This is a genomic window from Methanoregula boonei 6A8 (genome assembly GCF_000017625.1).
GTDB lineage: Archaea > Halobacteriota > Methanomicrobia > Methanomicrobiales > Methanospirillaceae > Methanoregula > Methanoregula boonei.
Window position 1 is genome coordinate 943,372 of the sequence record NC_009712.1, and the last position, 19,368, is coordinate 962,739.

A 19,368-nucleotide genomic window follows, 5' to 3' on the forward strand; every position below is an offset into this window, starting at 1 on the left:
TCAGCCCTTTTACTAATATCCAGCCCGGTTATTTATCTGCCCTTTTTTGTCTGCTCACTTTTGGGCGAGATCGAAGCGGTCAAGGTTCATCACTTTGGCCCATGCCGCCACAAAGTCCTGTGCAAATTTTTCCTCACCGTCAGCGCTTGCGTACACCTCGGCAATGGCCCGGAGCTGGGCGTTCGCACCGAAAATGAGATCGACACGCGTGCCGGTCCATTTCGGCTCCCCCGTTTTCCGGTCGCTGCCCTCGAACACGTCAGGGTTGCCCGCTACCGGCTTCCATTCCGTGCCCATGTCAAGGAGATGAGTAAAGAAGTCATTGGTGAGCGCCCCGGGAAGGGTGGTAAAGACTCCGTGCGTTGCCTGCCCGTAGGTGGCGCCAATGACCCGCAGGCCCCCGATAAGCACCGTCATCTCCGGTGCGGAAAGGGTGAGCAGCTGCGCCTTGTCCACGAGCAGTTCTTCGGCCGATACCGCATACGGGCCTTTGAGGTAGTTGCGGAAACCGTCGGCCTTTGGCTCGAGCACGGCAAAGGAGTTCACATCGGTCTGCTCCTGCGTGGCGTCCATGCGCCCCGGCGTGAAGGGGACAGTTACCTTATGGCCGCCGTTCTTTGCTGCCTTCCAGACACCCGCACACCCGGCAAGGACAATGAGGTCAGCAAGCGAGACCTTCTTTCCTCCGGTGGCGGTCTTGTTGAACTCCTGCTGGATACCTTCGAGAACCGCAAGCACTTTACGAAGCCGGGCCGGCTCGTTTACCTCCCAGTCTTTCTGCGGCGCGAGCCTGATGCGGGCGCCGTTTGCACCGCCACGCTTGTCCGAACCGCGGAAGGTGGAGGCCGATGCCCATGCAGTCAGGACAAGCTCCGGGATGGAAAGCCCCGATGCAAGGATCTTTCTCTTGAGGAAGGTGATCTCCCTTGGTCCGATCAGCGTGTGATTGACCGCCGGGATGGGGTCCTGCCAGATGAGCGCTTCTTTTGGGACCTCGGGGCCGAGATACCGGGTGCGCGGACCCATGTCGCGGTGCGTCAGCTTGAACCAGGCCCGGGCAAATGCATCGGCAAGCTGGTCCGGGTTTTCGTAAAAGTGCCGTGAGATCTTCTCGTACACGGGATCGAACCGGAGGGAAAGATCCGTGGTGAGCATGGTCGGGGCGCGACGCTTGTTTTTGTCGTGGGCATCCGGGATCGTGCCGGCTCCGGCACCGTCTTTTGGCTGCCACTGGTATGCACCGGCCGGGCTTTTCGTGAGTTCCCATTCGTAGCTGAACAGGATCCTGAAGAAGTTGTTACTCCATTTTGTTGGCGTGGAAGTCCAGGTGACCTCGAGGCCGCTCCCTATCGCATCGCCGCCTTTACCGGTGCCAAAACTGCTCTTCCAGCCAAGGCCCTGCTGCTCGATCGGGGCGGCTTCAGGCTCGGGCCCCACGTGGGATGCCGGGCCGGCGCCGTGGGTCTTTCCAAAGGAGTGGCCGCCGGCAATGAGCGCAACCGTCTCCTCATCGTTCATGGCCATGCGGGCAAATGTCTCGCGGATATCTTTTGCTGCCGCAACCGGGTCCGGCTTGCCATTGGGACCCTCGGGGTTTACGTAGATGAGCCCCATCTGTACGGCAGCGAGCGGATTTTCGAGCTTCCGGTCGCCGGAGTAGCGTTTGTCACCGAGCCACGTGTTCTCTGAACCCCAGTACACATCCTCGTCGGGCTCCCACGTATCCACGCGGCCACCGGCAAAGCCGAACGTCTCAAAGCCCATGGATTCGAGCGCGACATTACCGGCAAGGATCATGAGGTCGGCCCAGGAGATTTTCCTGCCGTACTTCTTTTTTATGGGCCAGAGCAGCCGGCGCGCCTTGTCCAGGTTAACGTTGTCGGGCCAGCTGTTCAAGGGGGGGAAACGCTGCTGGCCGGAACCGGCGCCGCCGCGGCCGTCAAGGGTGCGGTACGTACCGGCGCTGTGCCATGCCATGCGGATAAAGAGGGGGCCGTAATGGCCAAAATCCGCCGGCCACCATTCCTGCGATGAGGTCATAAGCGCCCGCAGGTCTGCCTTTACTGCCGCAAAGTCGAGTTTTTTGAACTCCTCTGCATAGTTGAACTCTCCGCCCATCGGGTTTGACCGGGGTGAGTGCTGCGAAAGAACCCTCAGGTTTGGCTGGTTTGGCCACCAGTCCCGGTAGGACTGGCCGCGTCCGGTCACCTGTTTGTCTGCCCCGCCCGTTACCGGGCACGTGCTGTCATCAGTCATTGTTTTTGCTCCCATCGGTTGTATGGAGTTATTCCCTGTAGTGACTTTAGGATATGCCTTTGCCTGCTTAGATGGCGATCGCCTTACATACATCTGCCGGGGTTATGGTGCCCCGGGCCGGGATCCTGTTCACAAGCCGGTACATCAGGCTTGGGAAATATCAACGTACGTATTACGACAAACCCGTACATGCTCCCGTTGTACTTGGAGAATAAGGATGGAATCTACGGGAGGTCGTTTTGAGAAGTACCCCGGAAAGGATTCTTGATCTATGGCGAGGCCTGCACTGGGCACATCAACACACCGTGACAATTATTTTCTTTTGCTCATCCTTTTTTCCTTGTTACGGTTACCTGTGTAAAGGCGGCCTTTTTACCGGATATTCCTGCACTGTTCTGCAATCGGACTGCCGCAGTGCGGAGCAGGAAGAGACTGAATGGCAAAAAAAACTGTGGCTTGTTTTTTCCTGTCGCGTGTGGGGCCGGGGGAGGGTTACCACTTCTGCTGCCGGTAACGCCAGACGAGCGTGATCAGCGCACCCCCTGCAATGAGGCAGACTGCTGCGATTGCGAGGATAATCCGGTTCTTCAGGAGAATTTCTCCAATGATCCCGGATACAGATTCCGGGGGATGGGGTAAACCGGTCTCGGGTTCTTGGCCGGCGGTTCCCGGCGATCCAACCGAGACAAGACCAAATTGGGATAGCCCGTGGGGGGAATTTCCCGCAAAGACAAGAAGACCCTGTGCATCTGTCCCCTGGTACGAGGTATCGAGCATATCAGCGGACTGGTCATCACCGATCCGGCCGATAGATATGGATTCGATTCCCCCATGATTCCCCACCCAGCCGGGGCTGATCGCCAGGCTTACCGTAGCCGGCCCGGTTGCTGCAAAGTTGGTTTTTGTAATGGTTACAACACAGGCAATTGAATTGAGCTGCCGGCCGTCATTTTCAGCTGCCTGCCGGAGCGCACTGGCAACATCAGAAGTCACCACCTCTGATATGGTGGTCGTGATCGCGGCATTTTGGGGGATCGAGGCCAGCGATGCATTGACCGCTGCCGAGACATTGCCAAAACTTAAGGACGCGGGGGATGGCGCCGTGGTTATGCTGACCGATTGTACCGTACCTGAAATCACGCTGTTTTCAACAGATGGGCTGCCGTTCGTGACAATGACCATGGCAAGACCGGGCTGGTTAAGCGAAAGGGAGGTATTCCCGAGCGTTGCGGAAACGCCGGACTGCGCCGCAAGGGTGGTATTAAACGTAAAGGTCTGGATCCCGGAAGGTCCCGTGGAGGCACTGAGCCCGGCAAAGGTAAGTGACTGCGTTGTTGTCGCGGCGTTTTCCGAAGGTCCCATCTGTTGCGGCTGGCCCTGTGGGACTGCCGGGGGGGCTGCGGGAACGGCTGCCACAAAGAGACCCCCGGCACCACCACCGCCTCCGGAGGGACTTTGGCCACCCCCGGATGAGCTGGTACCTCCCCCGGAAGAGGTAACGGCAGTCACCGCAGCGATTCCGAACAGGGAAATCCCGTGGGGGGATACGACCTCGAACGTATCGGTAGTTCCCTGGCGGCCCACAAACGTTGTGCTCAGAACTTCTTTTGTCCCGTCGTCGCCAAACCGGATGACCCGGATATTGTTTACATCGCCATTCGCATTCGCGGCCACCCATGCATCGTCAAGGCTCAGGTTCATTTTGACACCTGCAGAGTTCAGGCTGGCATCAAGAGAAGCAGCGTTCTGGAACTCCACGGTATAGGCAACAGCCTGGACATTGAGATTATTGTTTGCTGCTGCTACCTGGAAGGCGTTGGTTGCCGACGCAGTTGCCCCCTGGATAATGCTCTGCTGGAGTGTCACATCTGGGACGAGCTGCGTCAGGCCAATCTGGACCTGCGTGCTGACCGTTCCTATACTACCTCCGAGGGATGCCGTTACGGGAGCGCTCTGCATGCTTACGCTCTGGATCTGCCCGAGCGTGATGTTGCCGTCCTGTGTGGTAATCCCCGAGCTGACATACTGTACCTGGGACCAGCCGGTTGCGGGGTTCTGCAGGGTTACGGTGTTTCCGGAAACCTGGGGTGTCCCTGCAAGTGAGGTAAGATTGAGGCTGACCTGCTGGACGCCGTTAACAGTTTGGACCGTTGTCCCGGCAAAGGTGGTTGAAACCGTGGTTGTATTTGCCACAGTCCCCTGTGAAAGTGCCGTTGTGTTAAAAGTCGCATCGGTGCCGGCTGCACGGTTGCCGGCAAGATCAATCGAGACAACCTGGTAATGGTACGTGGTGGCCGGGGAGAGGCTGTGCAGGGACAGCACGTGGTCTTCGGTCATGACCCCGTCTGTGCTGACGGACCCGTAGCCCGTGGTCGTGCCATAGAGAACCGTGCTGTTACCAAAAAAATTGGTGTTCCAGGTGATCGTGGCGTTGCCGGTGTCGATACCGGAGACTGATATATTATAGATAACCCGAGGGATACTGCCAGATATGGCAACCGTTGCAGAATTTGTCGCACCTGCGGGATCGGCAAAGACAACCAGTACGGTAAGAATACAACATAAGACAAGGAAAAAAACAGGAGTGTTTTTTTTGCCAATCATTTCCTCCGCCCGACCGTGGCGCCAAAGATGATTGTTGCGGCAGCAAAAGATATGGTGCTGAGTGCCACAGGAAGGGATGCTTTTGTGGGCGTACCGGTGGGAGAAACCGTACTTCCCGGTGACTGCGTACTCACTCCTGCTGACGGCGGGGCGTTTGTGGATGTGATTACCGGTGATGACGGTTGCTGAAATACGAACTGAGTAGTTTTCTCATCAAGGACCTGTCCACCGGGAAGGAGCACGTCCGATTTTATGGTATAATTGCCATATGGCAGGTTTGTCACATCTGCTTTGGCGGTATAATTGATGGTACTTCCCGGGATGATGGCAAATACGGATGGTGCCAGGGATACGTTGGCGATGAGATTTCCCGCTATGTTGGTAATGGTTACCTTGTTGACCGTGGAGTAGTAGTGAACATTACCGGTATTCTGGAATCCTGTTGTGACAACGAGCGGCTCACCACCTGTCCCTCCTGAGGCATCGATAGTTGTAATGCTGCCGGTCAGGGTCTGTGTGCTTCCTGCTATGGTAACAAGAACCGGCACATTTACCGCAGTAGAAATTGGCGCCCCGTTTTCGGGAACGGCATGGATGTAGATAATTGCGTACCGTCCTCCAGTACCCACGTTCTGGGGCAGGGTAATGGTTGCAATAATATCCTGTTTTGTTCCAGGCCCCAGATGAAAGGAGGTATTGTCAAGGGAAATGAAATTCCGCGCCGAGTACGGGCTTGTGTCTTTTGCCGGATCAAGGGCAAAATAGCCCTGATCTGCACCCTGGCCAAACCCCATCACGCCTGCCTGGATATCCACGGGATTTTCCCCAGCCCCGTTTACTACGGTCATTTTAAAGCTGTCCGTCCCCCCCGGGGGGATACTGCCTTTGTAAATTGCACCAGATACACCGATTGCGGTCACCGGTGCGATGCAGGATACGACGAGCAGGAGCAGCACTGCCAAACCGGCATGTCTCCATGACTGTAAAAGAAAATCTCTCATAGGGTACCTCTCAATATTTTTTACCACGAAAGTGATGCCGTCTTTTCACGGCTATTCCAGTACCGTTCCTGTAAACAGGATATCGATCCTGTACTTGTTCCCATTGGTCAGGCGAGGATCAGTGAGCGTAACGGCCTGACTGAATATGATCGGGAGTGTTACCGTGCCTGGACTTTTTGATCCGGAATACACCAGAAGAGTACCTGCGCCCGGCGTCCCGTTATAGCCGGTTATGCCAGGATCCGGGTCAGGTGACGTGTTCATACCGAAGGGATCGGAAAGCACCTTAAATGCGGGTGCAGCGATATAGCGTGCATCCGTATCGTTGTACTCCGTCATATATCCACCAGTTCCGGTGGGTTTTCCCACAAGGGGATCCGAAGCAGTTACGCTCCAATTGCCGGCATCGGTTGTTACCGTAAGGGATATGGATGAATCCTGGTTTGTGGTCCCTGGTGTAAGCTGCATATCCGCAATAGTACCAGATACGCTAAGCCCGATCGATTGTGCGGGTACTGGCAGGGAGTACAGCAGCATGAAGAGTACCGCTGCTGTCAATATCTTGATGCAGATTCTGTCAGGATCCTGCATGCTCTCTCCGGCAATTACTCACGGAAATACAAAGGATACATGACCGGCATTTCTGGTTCATGCGGATAACCAAAAAGAAAATTATCCCCCTGTTGCCGCTATCGTATAGGTCAGCTGGATCCAGTAATTGTACCCTGTCGGCAGCTCAAGATCCGTATAGGCAACCGGCTGGGTGATCGTATTTGTGAGCAGTACCGGATTGGTGTTTGCCGATCCCGTGTAAACGGTTCGACTAGCGGTTAAGTCCTGGATACTGGATCCCGTCGCGCCATAGGTCGAATTACTGTTCCCGGTGAACTGCAGGGGCGAGGTAAGGGCTGCATGAACCGGCGAAAGCGTTCCCGACGTTGTGGCATTTACCAGGTGACCGGTGTTATATGTTCCAGACGTGGTATCTGCAACAGTAATCTGATATCCCGTATTTACCGTGGCAGTTATCCCAAGCGATGTATTTGATGCCGGTGAGGCTTGCGGATCAAGAGGCAAATAAAGGGAGGTCTGGTTTAGAGAAATCGCAACATACGATGCCGGATTTCCCTGAATAGATACCGGCGTGGTTTCATCAGCCATAACCGGTGCAATCATCATGCATGCAATGGCCAGGAGGCCAGCAATAACGAGCAATTTCAGATTCATCATTTTTCTCCGGTTCGATCACAAGGATCGTTACTGGCGGGTGACTTCACTATAACGATAAAGGTAAAGAAAATGCTCAGCAATGGCCGGTTCTCTCATATCAGAAAAAAACCCGGCATATAAAATAAGGGAAAACGCTCAGCAATAATCTAACTCTTTTTTAGGAAGAAAAGAATTTATTTTTGGGGAAATTTCCCCGGAAACAACCATAAAAACCTCCATGTACGTGCAGGGAATACCAGTTCATTTTTTTTGAAGTTACAGAAATCAGGGACGGGATCAATGAACAGGAAAATATTGTACTGGGGAGGGATTTTTGCGTTTTTTTGTCTGGGGCTGGTCCTGACTCTCTCCGGTATTTTCTTTTTCTTGGGCATCACCGCGGCGGGCTCGCGCGCCTCTGCTGCTCCTCCCGTCCTCCTGTCGCAGGGAGGCCCGGTTCCCGTTCCGGCACAGACCCTGGGTACATCTCCCGTCCAGAAAGGTCCCGACCAACCGCCGGGCCAGTATGTCCGGATCCTGACGATCGATGAGAAAACCAATACCCCTCTTCCCGCAGTCTTGCTCTTTATCAATGGTCTTTACGCAGGCATGACCGCGGAAAACGGGTCCTTTGACCTCCTGATCACCGGTCCCGGCCCAAACAGCAGTACTATCCGTGCGGTAAAAGATGGCTACCAGGATATAACCATACGGTCTGATCTCATCAGGCCGGGTGAGGTGCTGCTAAACCTTACCCCCGGTGATATAATTCCGGTGGAAATTAACGGCCCTCGCGAATCAGAAATAAATATCGTATTTGTTCCCTCCCATACCTCGTTTAACGCCACGGACAACACCAAAACTGAATTGGATGGATATCCCGGGGGAGAAACGCAGTTTGCATCTGATGTCCGTACGTTTATCAACCAGACGTTTCTGGCATACCCGGCAATCACCTCGCCCTCGTACCCCCTCCCCCGGGATTACAGACAACGCTTTGATTTTTATTATTTCTGGGACGGTACGACCTATGCAGATGCTTTCGACAGCTGTGCAGGAACAATCCCGCAGGACTACTGGGACAATGTCACATTCAGTGACCTGACGATTATACTGTACCCCTCGTACCAGGGCGTGTACTCAGGACCTCCCGGTCAGCCGGTGGGGTGTACCAATCCCAACGGGCTTGGCAGGGTATACCTCAAGATCTCTGCGGATATGCCTTCCCTTGCGATGCACGAGATCGGCCACGGTCTTTATGGCCTCATGGACACCTACTGCGGGGACACCTATTATGCCCAGAATGATCCTGATCCGAATCTCTGGAGCTCCAAGGATGGCTGCAGGGAATATGCCGGTGGGAATGGCTGGGATCCGGATGCCTGCAGGCAGGTCTCCTCCGGTGTCCCGGGCGGTTGCACAAAAGAGTTCTGGCGCTGGGACCCGGACCCGGATATCATGTATTACGGGTACGCGGGCACGTTCGGTAATGCATCGACCAAAAGGATAGTATCCACGCTCATGAGGGTATCTCCCTGATTGTTATCCGGTGGCGGGCCCATGGAGATAAAAAAGTATGCCGGATTCGTGCTTCTGCTCCTCCTCGTGTACCCGGCAGCTGCCGCAGTGGATAACCCCTATCAGAAAATTGCGGTCATCAGTTTTTCCTTTGCCGATACCGGCGTAAACGAGATCTCATCTGAAGTCCGGTACGGGACTGCGCCAAACCTGGATATCCAGACCGGCACCATAAACGGCCTTCTCCTTGACAGTCAGCACAGGACAATCGATGAATTTTCTATCAGGGACCCCCGCATACAAATCGGGGAGGGTGACGGTAGCGGGGGAGGCCTGACCGGAGATGCCCAGTATTCCCATAACGGGGAATTTGGCATAATTGTTCCGTTTATCCCGGATCTACGGTACGTTACCCTTGAGGATACTGCCACCGGGGCCACTCTTGCCACAGTCGATCTTTCTCCCGCGATAGCAGCCTTTCAGCAGCTCTATCCCCAGGATCCCGATATGCAGTCTGCACAGAATACGGCAGTACCGAATCAGTCCCTGATGATCGATGAAATCCTGCTGGTGGCAGGAATCATGGCCATGGCAGTCTCCGGGATTGCCTATTATATCGTATTCCTTTACCCCCGGGCAGAACGGATTCTTATTGTCGATGATGAAAAAGAGATCGCAGAAGTCTTTTCCCTCCTGCTGGAAAAGAAAGGGTACGTCACGATGAAGGCAAACAGCGGGAAGGAATGTCTCCTGCTCCTGAAAGCCTGGTGGAAACGTCCCGACATTATTCTGCTCGATATCATGATGTCCCCCATGGACGGGTGGGAAACTCTGGAGAAGATCAAGAGCGATCCCCGGTCAAAGATGATCCCGGTGCTGATGCTGACCGGATTTACCCCCACTCCTGATCAGGCACACCGGTACGGGTTATGTATCGACGATTATATCTTAAAACCGGTCAATGCACAGGGCCTGTATGATGCTATAGGGAATGTGCTGGAACGCCGCAGGCTCATCCGGGAGGCTGTACGTGCCGCTATGAGGGCAGGCTATGAAAAAGAGACCGTATGTGCGTATGCCCGCCTCCGCAGGAGAGTTGAGGTGGACAAAAAGCTCCTTGGGATAATCAGTACAGCTTCTCCGGGAGCCGAATCGGGTCGGGATGCATCCTTTAAGGATATTGCTGCGGTAAACCGGGAGCTTCAGTCGGACCAGGAGACACTCCGCCAGTTGCAAAGGAAACTTGAACCGGTACTTTCACCGTTCTTCCCTGCATGAACAACAGGGATGGACAAAAGAGGCCTTCACCTGTTGATGCCGAAGTGTCTGTACAGGGCAGCGCCCGGGATCGGGACGATGATACGGTACTGAGGGGTATTCGCAGTTTCGCTTGTGGCGTGGCCCCATAAAAACCCGGGGGCGTATGAGAATAAAAAAATATTTTGCCCGGAGGATCCCGCAGGGCCGGCACAGTCAAAGATCGGAAGGGGGTGCCATTACTCCTTTTCATGAGGAGGCAAAAGCTGCCGGCGATTGTTCCCCTTACTGTTGTGTACAGAAATGCCCGAGGGCCATGTGGTGCTTTGTGAAGAGTTCGCAGGCAAGGCAGAAGCAGCGGTCCTCTTTTTTCTCCTCAAAACAGGACATCCCGCGGGAACAGAACAGGGAATCGGGCTGGTACTTTCCCATGTTGTTCTTCCGGTAGCTCGGGCAGATACCGCAGTACTTCATGCAGATCTGCCGGTTCTCATCGGTATCTTCAACAGCAACCGCAGCGTTTTTCATGGAAAGGTGATAGGTCCCTTTGGGATAAGAGGTTTCCCCATTCGGTGACACAAAAATGTTGTGCCCGGTACATTATCCCGGGCTTCTCCTGCTAATTGATGGTTGTCCCGTTAAGGACTGCCGATTCCTGCACTTCGAATGTGGTGGAAGTATTCTCAATGCGGTACGGACCGGTTGCCTGTACCGGGTACGTGTTGCCGCTCGTTGCATAGGGCACGACAAATTCGCCGTTGACGCTCTCCTGGCGGTACGTGAAGTTCCTGCCCTGGTTTGTGACCAGCGGGAGATCGATGATACCGGCACCTTTGATACGGGCTCCCTTGACATACTCAAAGATCTTCACGTACTTGAGACCGACCGTCCCTGCCGTTGCATCTGACGGGGACTCGTAGATAAGGTCCCTTCCTTGAATCGGGGAAGTGCGGTTGCGGATAACCTGTCAGAAACCGGGTTAATTGGCCCCCGCCATTCCCTCGGCAGGCTTTGGTGATTTTAAGGCTTTATTGCTTCCGGGTACCGCCACCGTATCCGAATCGCTGCACGTTACACCATCAGGAAATGGAACAGCCGGACAAAGAGCCTATGAGCCATCCGTATTTTGTATAAGGTACTCCCCTTTTCTGGTCAGGACAAACCGGACGGGAAAACAGGATTCCGTCTGATTATTGCACAATGCACAGGAATGTCCGCAAAGACTGCCGGACTCCGGGGGAGTTACGTCCTTTACCCTGGCAAGGTAACCCTGGTGTTCCATCTGGAGCAGCCGGCCTTCCAGCTGATTTTTTGTGATTCCCAACCGCTCTGCACATTCTGCGGTGGTCAGATTTCCGTCACGGATCATCCGGGCTATCATCACAAATATCCCTGTCATATCAGGCCTCAGTCAGATCGCTGAAAAATTTTCGGCCCCATGCATAGGATCCGATGACTGACGGGACGGCCATATAGATTATGGGTATGATAACCTGTGTCAGGGGCCATGAGGATCCTCCATCTCCCCCGAAAAGAACGGCATTGGCTCCCTGCGCCCCCAGATCGATCAGCGTAATCACACAAAAGATGAGGGAGAGTAGCATTCCGACATAGAGAAAGGCCTCTGCGCCGGGCCGGTTCTGATGAATCTCTGCAGCCCCGTACAGGAATACCGCGCCGATCAGGCATAAAACAAAACCCTGGATGATATCCGCCGGAATAAAAAGTACATTCAGGGATACGGCTAAACCCGGAACGATCCCGCCAAGGATCTGAACGATACCCAAAATAGGATAGACAATCCCCATTCCCAGGGAAAAGACCAGCTTTCGGGTTGACATATCAGGCACCCCCGATAAAAAACGGTGCGATATGTACCACAGCCAGCGCTGCGAGGTAAGCGATAACAAGCCCGTACAATACGGAAAAGACCGTCCATTTCCATGAGCCGGTCTCTTTTTTAATAACTGCAACCGAGGACATGCACGGAACATAGATCAATACAAAGACAAGCAAGGCCAAAGCCGTGACCGCACTCAGCGTAGGATCGGCGTGAAGCGCACTTCCCAGGGCCACGTGGTTTTCGCCAACACCGTAGAGGACGCCAAGCGATCCTATCACCACTTCTTTTGCCATAAAGCCGAAAATGAGGGCAACAGTGATCTTCCAGTTAAACCCGAGTGGGGCAACAACGGGCTGGATGACGTGCCCGAGAATTCCCACATAACTTCCCTCACTACCATATGCAACGCCCAAGGGAAGGGATGCCAGGCCCCAGACAATGATGGCGATACCAAAGATGACAAGTCCGGCTTTCTGGAGGTACATTGAACCCCGGTCCCACATATGGACAAGCGATGTCCTGCCTGTCGGGAAACGGTAAGGCGGCATTTCCATCAGGAATGGTGCCGGCTTACCAGGAAGGATCGTTAACCTGAAGAGTTTTGCCGACAGGATTGCAATCACGATGCCAAGTACATACAGGAAAAATATTACCGTTCCGGCACTGTGCGGGAAAAAGACCCCGGCAAAGAGCACGTAAACCGGGAGACGCGCTCCGCAGGACATGAACGGGTTAATCAAGATCGTAATGAGCCTGTCTTTCCTGTCTTCGATGGTCCGGGTAGCCATAATGGCCGGCACGTTGCAGCCAAATCCGATGAGCATCGGAATAAATGATTTGCCGGGCAAACCGATGGAATACATCAGCCGGTCCATGACAAAAGCGGCACGGGCCAGATAACCGCTGTCTTCAAGAATTGCAAGGATCAAAAACAGGATAAAAATATTGGGAACAAACCCAAGAACCGTCCCGACGCCGCCAATAATGCCATTGTTGATAAACGATGCAAGCCACTCCGGCCTGATCCCTGCGGTAACTGCAGAACCAAGAGCATTCATCGCGAAATTGATGGCAGATGTAAAAGGCGCAGCGAACGCAAAGGTAAGCTGGAAGGCGCCCCACATAAGTGCAAGGAAAATCGGGATACCCAGGTAACGATTCGTTGCAACATGATCGATGAGGTCAGATGCAGACATTCCCCGGACGCAGGTCGGGCAGACCTGTGGCATGAATGCAGCGATCAGTTCATACCGCCGGTCAGCCATAGCGGCTTCGGTAAGCGTAAGATCAATTTTGGCAAGCTCTCTGGTTATTGCATCAAAGGCCGGGCTGGATCGAATCTCATCAGAGATCTTCTCATCGCCTTCAAGAAGACGAATAGCCATCCATCTCGGGGGATAATGGGCAGTAAGAACGGGATCAGTCTTGAGCGCGATGATGAGATTTGCAATATGCTGCTCGATCTCGTTCCCGTACCCGATGGAATGCTCATGGTGAGGAGAAGTCCCGGCTTCGGCAATAGCCGTCCGGAGAAGTTCATTAAGACCTTCTCCCCGGCTTCCCACAGTTTTTACTGCAGGTATTTCGAAATATTCCTTGACCCGGGAGGGGTTGATAGTTACGCCCTTTTTCTCTGCCTCATCAGACATGTTCAAAGCCATAACCAGCGGTACGCCAAGTTCCATGAGCTGGGTAGTGAGGTACAGGTTTCGTTCGAAGTTGGTGGCGTCAACGATATGGATGACTACATCAGGCCTCTCTTCGATAATATAATCACGGGCAACAACTTCGTCAACACTATATGCCGTCAGGCTGTAGGTCCCGGGGAGATCAACGATCTCGATTTCAGTATTTCCAACCGTGGCAAAGCCGCTCTTTTTCTCTACGGTGACACCCGGCCAGTTGCCAACGTGCTGCCGGGATCCGGTCAGGGTATTGAAAATCGTGCTTTTGCCTACATTCGGGTTCCCGGCAAGGGCGATACGTATCCTGTTTTTCATCGTGTGCCTCCTGTATCCGGGTTGACCATTATTTTCATGGCCATACCTTTTGAGAGCGCATAACGGCTGCCGGCTACGGATACGATAAGTGAACCACGGTCAGCACAGATCACCGTAACCCTGCTTTCAGGGCGCAGGCCCATGGCAGCGAGCCGCCGCACAAGGCCATCTGTCGCCTGGATTGCGGTAACCGCAGCTTCGGACCCGGGAGGAATAAAGGAGAGAGGAACTGTGGTCATGCCTGGTCTGCCTCCCGTTTAACCGAGATGAAACGCGCATCTTCTTTCCGGAGAGAGAGGTAGTAACCTTTGATCCTGTATTCTATCGGATCACCCAGAGGTGCCACCCGTACTGATTCGATGAGAGTTCCGGGAACAAACCCAAGGGCAAGCAGGCGCCTCCTGAATGAACCGGTTGCAGTTACCGAAACAACCCGACAATTTCCCGGTGGGAGGATCCGGTCGAGCGTGGTAACGTCTCCATCAACTGGTTCGTTCTGGTTGTCCCTTGATTTTTCCATCTGGTACTCTATTGGAAATTAGGTTAGGATAACTGAAATCCAAAAAAAATTCGATTCAGTTTTGCATCCCTAAAAAAGTGAGGTTTTATTTTGGAATCCTAATTTTTTGATCGGGATTTTGGTTAACCGAACCTTTACATTTCCAGGCCTCCAAAAGAATGGATCATGCCAGAGATCAGCCGGAAAACGGAAGACTACCTTGAGGCGATCTTAAATATATCCCTGGTGAAAGGATATGCCCGGACAAAGGATATCGCCGAAGAACTTAATATCCAGCCGCCCTCTGTCGTCGAGATGATCCAGAAACTCAGCCAGACGGGTTTTGTTACGTACCGGAAATACGAAGGGGTTACCCTGACAGATAACGGCAGGAAGATTGCTGAGGTGGTAAAAGACCGGCATGAGACATTGCGATCATTTCTCGAATTATTCCGGGTACCAGAAGCCATTGCAACAAAGGATGCCTGTAAGATGGAACATGAACTGAGTCCTGAAACCCTTGCTCAGATCCGCCTTTTCAGTGCGTTTCTCAAAGAGTCGCCGAAGGCTGCTTTGATCCTGAATGATTTTGAAGAATTCCTTGGCGGGCGCTGATAACGGTCCGGACCCGGGTTACCGATCTTTACGCAGAATAATTGAGACTATTCTGGTGCTGGGGCTCCCAGGCCCGTCACCATATCGAATCCATAAAAAAACGTTACCTTATTGTTTCCTGAGTGGATCAGCATCCTCTTATTATAATCGCGGTCCTTCAGGAATGTATCTGTACAGCATGAGGTCATGCAACGTGAAAAGTAAACCCTATGACACGGTGGTACACCATGGAAAAAACACTGAAATCCGTTTCAGCTGCTCCGCCCGAGAATTTTCCCGATATCCGGAATAAAAAATGTAAGTATACCGATAATCAGAAAGACCCCACCTGCTGCGAAAAAAACAAAACCCGCCAGATAAGATGCACAGAGGTGTACTGCCGCCCATCCAATACAGATCAAAACCAGGCCTGCAACGAGTGCAACCTGGCTCTTACAGACCATGACTCCTGCACCTCACCATACCAGTAAAAGGCTAATGGCTGTGCAGGTATTTATATAATGACAGATTGTTGCACGCCTCCCACAGTGACGAAAACTCCAACATGCCGTATGCGTCGCGGGACTCCGATGGAAAAATCCGGTTTTTGTGGAGGTAAGAAAAAAACAGGCACTGCCCGTCATTATCCGGGATCCCGGAACGATCAGGATACCATCAAAAAATGAAACAGGAAACAGCTAAAAATTTCTTATCGGGGAAGAGTTATTCCCAGAATCCCTGTGAGGGGATACAGTCTCCCCCAAGGGTCTTGTCAAACTCTTTTTCGTATCCCTTGTACCGGTAATAAGCTATGGACGTGAGCCAGGAGATAAGGAAAATGGCAATGATCCCAAATCCGAGCGTCTCAAAGTCGAGGGCATTAAGGCCAGCCCAGAGCGGTCCGCCCCAGTTCATCTCCGTAGAGATCACCTGGAGAAGTTCGATCCCCCCGATAACGAAAGCCACAAGGACCGACATGATGGTGATTGTCAGGTTGTAGTACACCTTGCGGATCGGGTGCTGGAAAGCCCAGCCGTAGGCAAGGCGCATGGAGATCCCGTCCGTGGTATCGGTTATGATCATACCGCAGGCAAAGGCAAACGGCAGCGTCAGTATTGCCCACAGAGGGACGTTGGATGAAACCCCGGCGCCCACGCTGACACCAATAAGCATCATTTCGGTTGCGGTATCAAAACCAAGGCCGAAGAGAAACCCGACCACAAACATCTGGTAGGGCTTTTGCACGATCTTAAAGAGCCAGCCGAAGTGAGTGTTCATGAACCCGTTCTTGCTGAGCTCGCAGTCCAGCTCGGCCTGTTTGATCGTACCGTTCTTGAGGCCTTTGAAGATCCGGTAGGTGTCAAGAACAATGATCACGTTGATGATACCGATGATAAAGAGGAAAGCGCCGGAAATCAGGGTACTGAGATTATCGGTACCGCTCTCAAGATACGTGCCAAGGATGGACTTGGCTGCAAAGACAAGCGAGAGTACCATGACGCCCACGACCACCGCGTGACCGATGGAGAACCACATGCCGACCGTGATCGGTTTCTTTCCTTCCTGGAGCAGCTTCCGGGTGGTGTTGTCTATTGCGGCAATATGATCGGCGTCTACCCCATGGCGGAGGCCCAGCACAAAGGCCATAACCCCAAGTCCGCCAAGGACAAGGTACATCTGCCCTATCCATGCAGTAAGGAGAAACGCGATAATGCTTGCCACCGCGAGAATGACATAAATGGAAATGATGGTGAGCTTCTCTTTCCCTGAGAGGCTGATGATCGCTTTCATGTACCCCTGATTCTGATCAGTCATGATATCGCAGGATCATGATTACTTGATAATGGTAAATATAACTTGCTTTTTTTGTACTGTAAATCATTCTTCCTGTCGAAAATTCCCGAACAGATTGATAAGTAAACTTTTCAGAAACTGTGTCAGGGCTGACATCCTGCTCCGGGGTAACACCGGGAAGACAAAGGAATGAAGAAGCGTGGAGAAAATCAAAAAATGTATCCGGACAGACAAACACACTCCGGGAAAGCCTCGCGCATATCCCGGTATGAGCATCCTTTCGAAAGAATAATCAGCTCCCGGCCGTCACTCTTTTTCCTGATACAACAAGACGCCGGAGCTGATGCAGCCTGACCCAGGATACAAAGGGAGCCTTACCTTTTCTTATGCGGAGCAAGGGCGATGTCTCGCGCTTCCAGATCCTTGTAGAGATTGCCGAACGCCAGCCGGCGGTTCGCCAGCAGGAGATTGCCGAAAAGATTGGCATGACCCCTCAGGCCGTCTCCGAATACATCCGCGACCTGGTTGACGACGGCATGGTGGCCGTGAGCGGCAGGAGCAATTATGCGGTGACCAAGACCGGGATGGCATGGGTCATGGAGAATGCCGCTACCCTGGAATTATATCTCCGGCATATCCGGCGCGACATCATCAAGCATGTCTCGGTCTGGACGGCAATTGCTGCCGATGACCTGAAAAAAGGAGAGATCGCCGGTCTTTACATGAAAGACGGGTATCTCTATGCGGGGAAGAACCCGACGTCGGCGACAGCAACGGTCTATGCGGACGCAAGGAAGAACAATGACGTGGGAATTTTCGATGTAAACGGGATTATCGAACACCACGAAGAGATCATCCATGTCTGTATAGTGCCCCGGATCCAGCGCGGGGGTTCTCTCAACGTCAGGATTGACAAACTCAAAAAGATCGTTGCAACGGTCGGATTAGTCGCGGCTGTGGGGGTAGAGTCGTCGATCGCGCTGAAATCCATTGGCAGAAACCCGGATCTCTTCTTTGGGGCATCAGAAGGCGTCATCGATGCCGCATACCACGGAATTAGGTGTGCGATCGTTATTGTAGACGACGAGTCAGCAAATTTTGTCAAGCGCCTGGAGAACACCCCGCTCGAGTATAAGATTCATGATTTGATCCTCCCCGATGATCAAAAATCATTGTAGAATGACCAGCGACACGACAAGGTCCTGGACATTCTGAATTCTGCCCGCACGGTCAGTGTATGTCTTTTGGAACAGACCAGGAAAGAAATCATCCCCGGTAAGAACGCCCGGAGCAAATGGAACGGGGTATATTCCTGCCGGTCACTGTTCTTTTCGCATCCGGACCGGGCAGCCGGGGAGGTCCTGCGCACCCCGCTCGGACACCCGGAGAAGCAGCGGGATCAGGTGTTCCCGTAACTCCTGTCCGTCACCGGTCAGCGAGTACTGTGTTGTCGGCGGCGAGGTGGTAAGGATCTTCCGGTCTACAAGCCCGATCCGCTCCAGGTTTTTGAGCGTCTCCGAGAGCGTCTTGGGGCTGATCCGGCCGGGCTCGTTTTTTAATTCGTTGAATCCCTTTGCCCCTTCGTTTCCCAGTATCGCAATGATTAAAAACGCCCATTTCTTTGCCACCACGTCAAGCAGGCCAAAGAGGGGGCAGAGGCAGATATTGCCCCCTGTTGCCGCAGGTTTATTCATGGATACTACCTGTTCCTGCCGCTACGTTCCGGCTTATTTCCTATTAAATAAATACTACCTGTAAAAAGGATACCTGCTATATCCCGGCCATATCCAAAGGATATGCCGGTGGAGGATCTCATGGACTGCCCCGATCATACCCACGATCATTCACAGGATCATTCCCACACCCACAACTCCAGAAAAAAGCCGCTGAAACTTGCCATCGCCCTGACCGCACTGATCTTCGTTGCGGAAATTATCGGGGGATATCTCTCCGGATCCCTCTCCCTTTTGGGCGATGGCGCCCATATGCTCCAGGATGTTGTTGCGCTTGGGCTGTCGCTTGGCGCCATGACCATGGCTGAACGCCTGCCAACGCCGACCCGTACTTTCGGGTACCACCGGCTTGAGATTGCAGCTGCGGTGATAAACGGCCTGCTCCTGATCGGTGTCTCTGCCCTCATTATCCTGGAAGCACTGGCACGATTCTCCCATCCTTCACCGGTGAACAGCACGCTTATGCTTGCGGTTGCACTGGTCGGGCTTGTGGCAAATGCCATCTCCGCATTCGTGCTACACGGCAGCCACGATCTCAACACAAGGAGTGCATTCCTGCACGTGATCGGGGACCTCCTGTCTTCGCTCGCCGTTATCGTGGCAGCGCTGTGGATCGCGCTCACCGGCCAGACCGTGGTCGATCCCCTGCTTGGCCTTGCGATCTCTGTGTTGATCCTGTTCTCTTCGTTCTCGATCCTTGCCGAATCCTTCCGGATCCTGCTCCAGTTCGCCCCCCGGGACGTTCCCATTGAAGACGTGATAGCAGCGATGGAGTCCGTGCCGGGCGTATCCGGTGTCCACAACGTCCATCTCTGGACGCTCTGCTCAAACATCAATGTGCTCGACGCCCATGTGTACTGCTGCGAGAACGATCCCGAAACACGGGAGCAGATCAAAGAAGAGATCAAGCACCGGCTGGAACATTTCCGGATCGGGCATTCAACGCTGGAGTTTGAGTGCCGCGAATGCAGCGACTGCAGGGTGCTCCGGGAGCTGCACGATGAACCGGGGGAAGGACACCGGCACGACGGGTAACTCCATAATATTACATTTTTAAAAA

General features: G+C 53.4%; 19 protein-coding genes. 5 read left to right on the forward strand and 14 right to left on the reverse strand.

Annotation, left to right across the window (positions count from 1 at the left end; genetic code table 11):
• Positions 1-54 precede the first annotated feature (54 nt).
• The 5 genes from katG to MBOO_RS05035 all read right to left on the reverse strand — a co-directional run bounded on the left by katG (position 55) and on the right by MBOO_RS05035 (position 7,091).
• Positions 55-2,256 (reverse strand): catalase/peroxidase HPI, encoded by a 2,202-nt coding sequence (gene katG, locus MBOO_RS05015; RefSeq protein WP_012106502.1) that lies wholly within the window; start codon positions 2,254-2,256, stop codon positions 55-57.
• A 492-nt stretch (positions 2,257-2,748) separates the two neighbouring features.
• Positions 2,749-4,860, reverse strand: a complete 2,112-nt coding sequence (locus MBOO_RS05020; RefSeq protein ID WP_012106503.1) for a fibronectin type III domain-containing protein — start codon at positions 4,858-4,860, stop codon at positions 2,749-2,751.
• Positions 4,857-5,708, reverse strand: coding sequence for a hypothetical protein (locus MBOO_RS05025; RefSeq protein WP_157677602.1), 852 nt, complete (start codon positions 5,706-5,708; stop codon positions 4,857-4,859). The genes MBOO_RS05020 and MBOO_RS05025 overlap by 4 nt, the downstream gene beginning before the upstream one ends.
• Positions 5,709-5,912: 204 nt before the next feature.
• Positions 5,913-6,452, reverse strand: a complete 540-nt coding sequence (locus MBOO_RS05030) for a hypothetical protein (RefSeq protein WP_048068301.1) — start codon at positions 6,450-6,452, stop codon at positions 5,913-5,915.
• An 81-nt stretch (positions 6,453-6,533) separates the two neighbouring features.
• Complete coding sequence (locus tag MBOO_RS05035; protein ID WP_012106506.1) at positions 6,534-7,091, reverse strand: hypothetical protein; 558 nt, start codon at positions 7,089-7,091, stop codon at positions 6,534-6,536.
• A 366-nt stretch (positions 7,092-7,457) separates the two neighbouring features.
• On the opposite strand from MBOO_RS05035, the gene MBOO_RS05040 reads away from it, so the two are divergent.
• Both MBOO_RS05040 and MBOO_RS13000 read left to right on the forward strand, forming a co-directional pair.
• On the forward strand, positions 7,458-8,609 hold the full coding sequence (locus MBOO_RS05040; RefSeq protein WP_157677603.1) for a peptidase associated/transthyretin-like domain-containing protein: 1,152 nt from the start codon (positions 7,458-7,460) through the stop codon (positions 8,607-8,609).
• A 21-nt stretch (positions 8,610-8,630) separates the two neighbouring features.
• Entirely contained in the window at positions 8,631-9,866 is a 1,236-nt protein-coding gene (locus MBOO_RS13000) for a response regulator (protein ID WP_012106508.1), read from the forward strand.
• Positions 9,867-10,130: 264 nt separating this feature from the next.
• Here MBOO_RS13000 and MBOO_RS05050 read toward each other — a convergent pair whose 3' ends face one another.
• From MBOO_RS05050 to MBOO_RS05080, 7 genes are all read right to left on the reverse strand, one after another.
• Entirely contained in the window at positions 10,131-10,373 is a 243-nt protein-coding gene (locus MBOO_RS05050; RefSeq protein ID WP_012106509.1) for a DUF2769 domain-containing protein, read from the reverse strand.
• A gap of 91 nt (positions 10,374-10,464) precedes the next feature.
• Entirely contained in the window at positions 10,465-10,716 is a 252-nt protein-coding gene (locus MBOO_RS05055; protein WP_012106510.1) for a hypothetical protein, read from the reverse strand.
• A 237-nt stretch (positions 10,717-10,953) separates the two neighbouring features.
• A complete protein-coding gene (locus tag MBOO_RS05060; protein ID WP_012106511.1) occupies positions 10,954-11,244 on the reverse strand; it encodes a hypothetical protein in 291 nt (96 codons plus the stop codon).
• A gap of 1 nt (position 11,245) precedes the next feature.
• On the reverse strand, positions 11,246-11,686 hold the full coding sequence (locus tag MBOO_RS05065; RefSeq protein WP_012106512.1) for a hypothetical protein: 441 nt from the start codon (positions 11,684-11,686) through the stop codon (positions 11,246-11,248).
• Position 11,687: 1 nt separating this feature from the next.
• Positions 11,688-13,688, reverse strand: coding sequence for a ferrous iron transport protein B (gene feoB, locus MBOO_RS05070; protein ID WP_012106513.1), 2,001 nt, complete (start codon positions 13,686-13,688; stop codon positions 11,688-11,690).
• Positions 13,685-13,927 carry a FeoA family protein gene (locus MBOO_RS05075; protein ID WP_012106514.1) on the reverse strand — a complete coding sequence of 81 codons (243 nt, stop codon included), beginning with the start codon at positions 13,925-13,927 and terminating at the stop codon, positions 13,685-13,687. Before MBOO_RS05075 ends, feoB begins: the two co-directional genes overlap by 4 nt.
• Entirely contained in the window at positions 13,924-14,208 is a 285-nt protein-coding gene (locus MBOO_RS05080; RefSeq protein WP_012106515.1) for a FeoA family protein, read from the reverse strand. The genes MBOO_RS05075 and MBOO_RS05080 overlap by 4 nt, the downstream gene beginning before the upstream one ends.
• A 165-nt stretch (positions 14,209-14,373) precedes the next feature.
• Here MBOO_RS05080 and MBOO_RS05085 point away from each other — a divergent pair, with 165 nt between their 5' ends.
• A complete protein-coding gene (locus MBOO_RS05085) occupies positions 14,374-14,802 on the forward strand; it encodes a metal-dependent transcriptional regulator (RefSeq protein ID WP_012106516.1) in 429 nt (142 codons plus the stop codon).
• Positions 14,803-15,504: 702 nt separating this feature from the next.
• Here the strand turns inward: MBOO_RS05085 and MBOO_RS05095 are convergent.
• Positions 15,505-16,596 carry a HoxN/HupN/NixA family nickel/cobalt transporter gene (locus tag MBOO_RS05095; protein ID WP_012106518.1) on the reverse strand — a complete coding sequence of 364 codons (1,092 nt, stop codon included), beginning with the start codon at positions 16,594-16,596 and terminating at the stop codon, positions 15,505-15,507.
• Between the two features lie 365 nt (positions 16,597-16,961).
• Here MBOO_RS05095 and MBOO_RS05100 point away from each other — a divergent pair, with 365 nt between their 5' ends.
• A complete protein-coding gene (locus tag MBOO_RS05100) occupies positions 16,962-17,753 on the forward strand; it encodes a DUF7839 domain-containing protein (RefSeq protein WP_012106519.1) in 792 nt (263 codons plus the stop codon).
• A 141-nt stretch (positions 17,754-17,894) separates the two neighbouring features.
• On the opposite strand, the gene MBOO_RS05105 is transcribed toward MBOO_RS05100, so the two are convergent.
• Positions 17,895-18,269: a winged helix-turn-helix transcriptional regulator gene (locus MBOO_RS05105; protein WP_012106520.1), complete on the reverse strand. Its 375-nt coding sequence runs from the start codon at positions 18,267-18,269 to the stop codon at positions 17,895-17,897.
• 120 nt (positions 18,270-18,389) lie between these two features.
• Between MBOO_RS05105 and MBOO_RS05110 the strand changes: the two genes are divergently transcribed.
• Complete coding sequence (locus MBOO_RS05110) at positions 18,390-19,343, forward strand: cation diffusion facilitator family transporter (protein ID WP_012106521.1); 954 nt, start codon at positions 18,390-18,392, stop codon at positions 19,341-19,343.
• Positions 19,344-19,368 lie beyond the last annotated feature (25 nt).

Excerpts from the sequence above, each read along its gene's own strand:
- katG (WP_012106502.1), bottom strand. The coding sequence starts at position 2,256 with ATGACTGATGACAGCACGTGCCCGGTAACGGGCGGGGCAGACAAACAG.
- MBOO_RS05020 (WP_012106503.1), bottom strand. The coding sequence starts at position 4,860 with ATGATTGGCAAAAAAAACACTCCTGTTTTTTTCCTTGTCTTATGTTGT.
- MBOO_RS05025 (WP_157677602.1), bottom strand. The coding sequence starts at position 5,708 with ATGACCGTAGTAAACGGGGCTGGGGAAAATCCCGTGGATATCCAGGCA.
- MBOO_RS05030 (WP_048068301.1), bottom strand. The coding sequence starts at position 6,452 with ATGCAGGATCCTGACAGAATCTGCATCAAGATATTGACAGCAGCGGTA.
- MBOO_RS05035 (WP_012106506.1), bottom strand. The coding sequence starts at position 7,091 with ATGATGAATCTGAAATTGCTCGTTATTGCTGGCCTCCTGGCCATTGCA.
- MBOO_RS13000 (WP_012106508.1), top strand. The coding sequence starts at position 8,631 with ATGGAGATAAAAAAGTATGCCGGATTCGTGCTTCTGCTCCTCCTCGTG.
- MBOO_RS05050 (WP_012106509.1), bottom strand. The coding sequence starts at position 10,373 with ATGAAAAACGCTGCGGTTGCTGTTGAAGATACCGATGAGAACCGGCAG.
- MBOO_RS05060 (WP_012106511.1), bottom strand. The coding sequence starts at position 11,244 with ATGACAGGGATATTTGTGATGATAGCCCGGATGATCCGTGACGGAAAT.
- MBOO_RS05065 (WP_012106512.1), bottom strand. The coding sequence starts at position 11,686 with ATGTCAACCCGAAAGCTGGTCTTTTCCCTGGGAATGGGGATTGTCTAT.
- feoB (WP_012106513.1), bottom strand. The coding sequence starts at position 13,688 with ATGAAAAACAGGATACGTATCGCCCTTGCCGGGAACCCGAATGTAGGC.
- MBOO_RS05075 (WP_012106514.1), bottom strand. The coding sequence starts at position 13,927 with ATGACCACAGTTCCTCTCTCCTTTATTCCTCCCGGGTCCGAAGCTGCG.
- MBOO_RS05080 (WP_012106515.1), bottom strand. The coding sequence starts at position 14,208 with ATGGAAAAATCAAGGGACAACCAGAACGAACCAGTTGATGGAGACGTT.
- MBOO_RS05085 (WP_012106516.1), top strand. The coding sequence starts at position 14,374 with ATGCCAGAGATCAGCCGGAAAACGGAAGACTACCTTGAGGCGATCTTA.
- MBOO_RS05095 (WP_012106518.1), bottom strand. The coding sequence starts at position 16,596 with ATGACTGATCAGAATCAGGGGTACATGAAAGCGATCATCAGCCTCTCA.
- MBOO_RS05100 (WP_012106519.1), top strand. The coding sequence starts at position 16,962 with ATGCGGAGCAAGGGCGATGTCTCGCGCTTCCAGATCCTTGTAGAGATT.
- MBOO_RS05105 (WP_012106520.1), bottom strand. The coding sequence starts at position 18,269 with ATGAATAAACCTGCGGCAACAGGGGGCAATATCTGCCTCTGCCCCCTC.
- MBOO_RS05110 (WP_012106521.1), top strand. The coding sequence starts at position 18,390 with ATGGACTGCCCCGATCATACCCACGATCATTCACAGGATCATTCCCAC.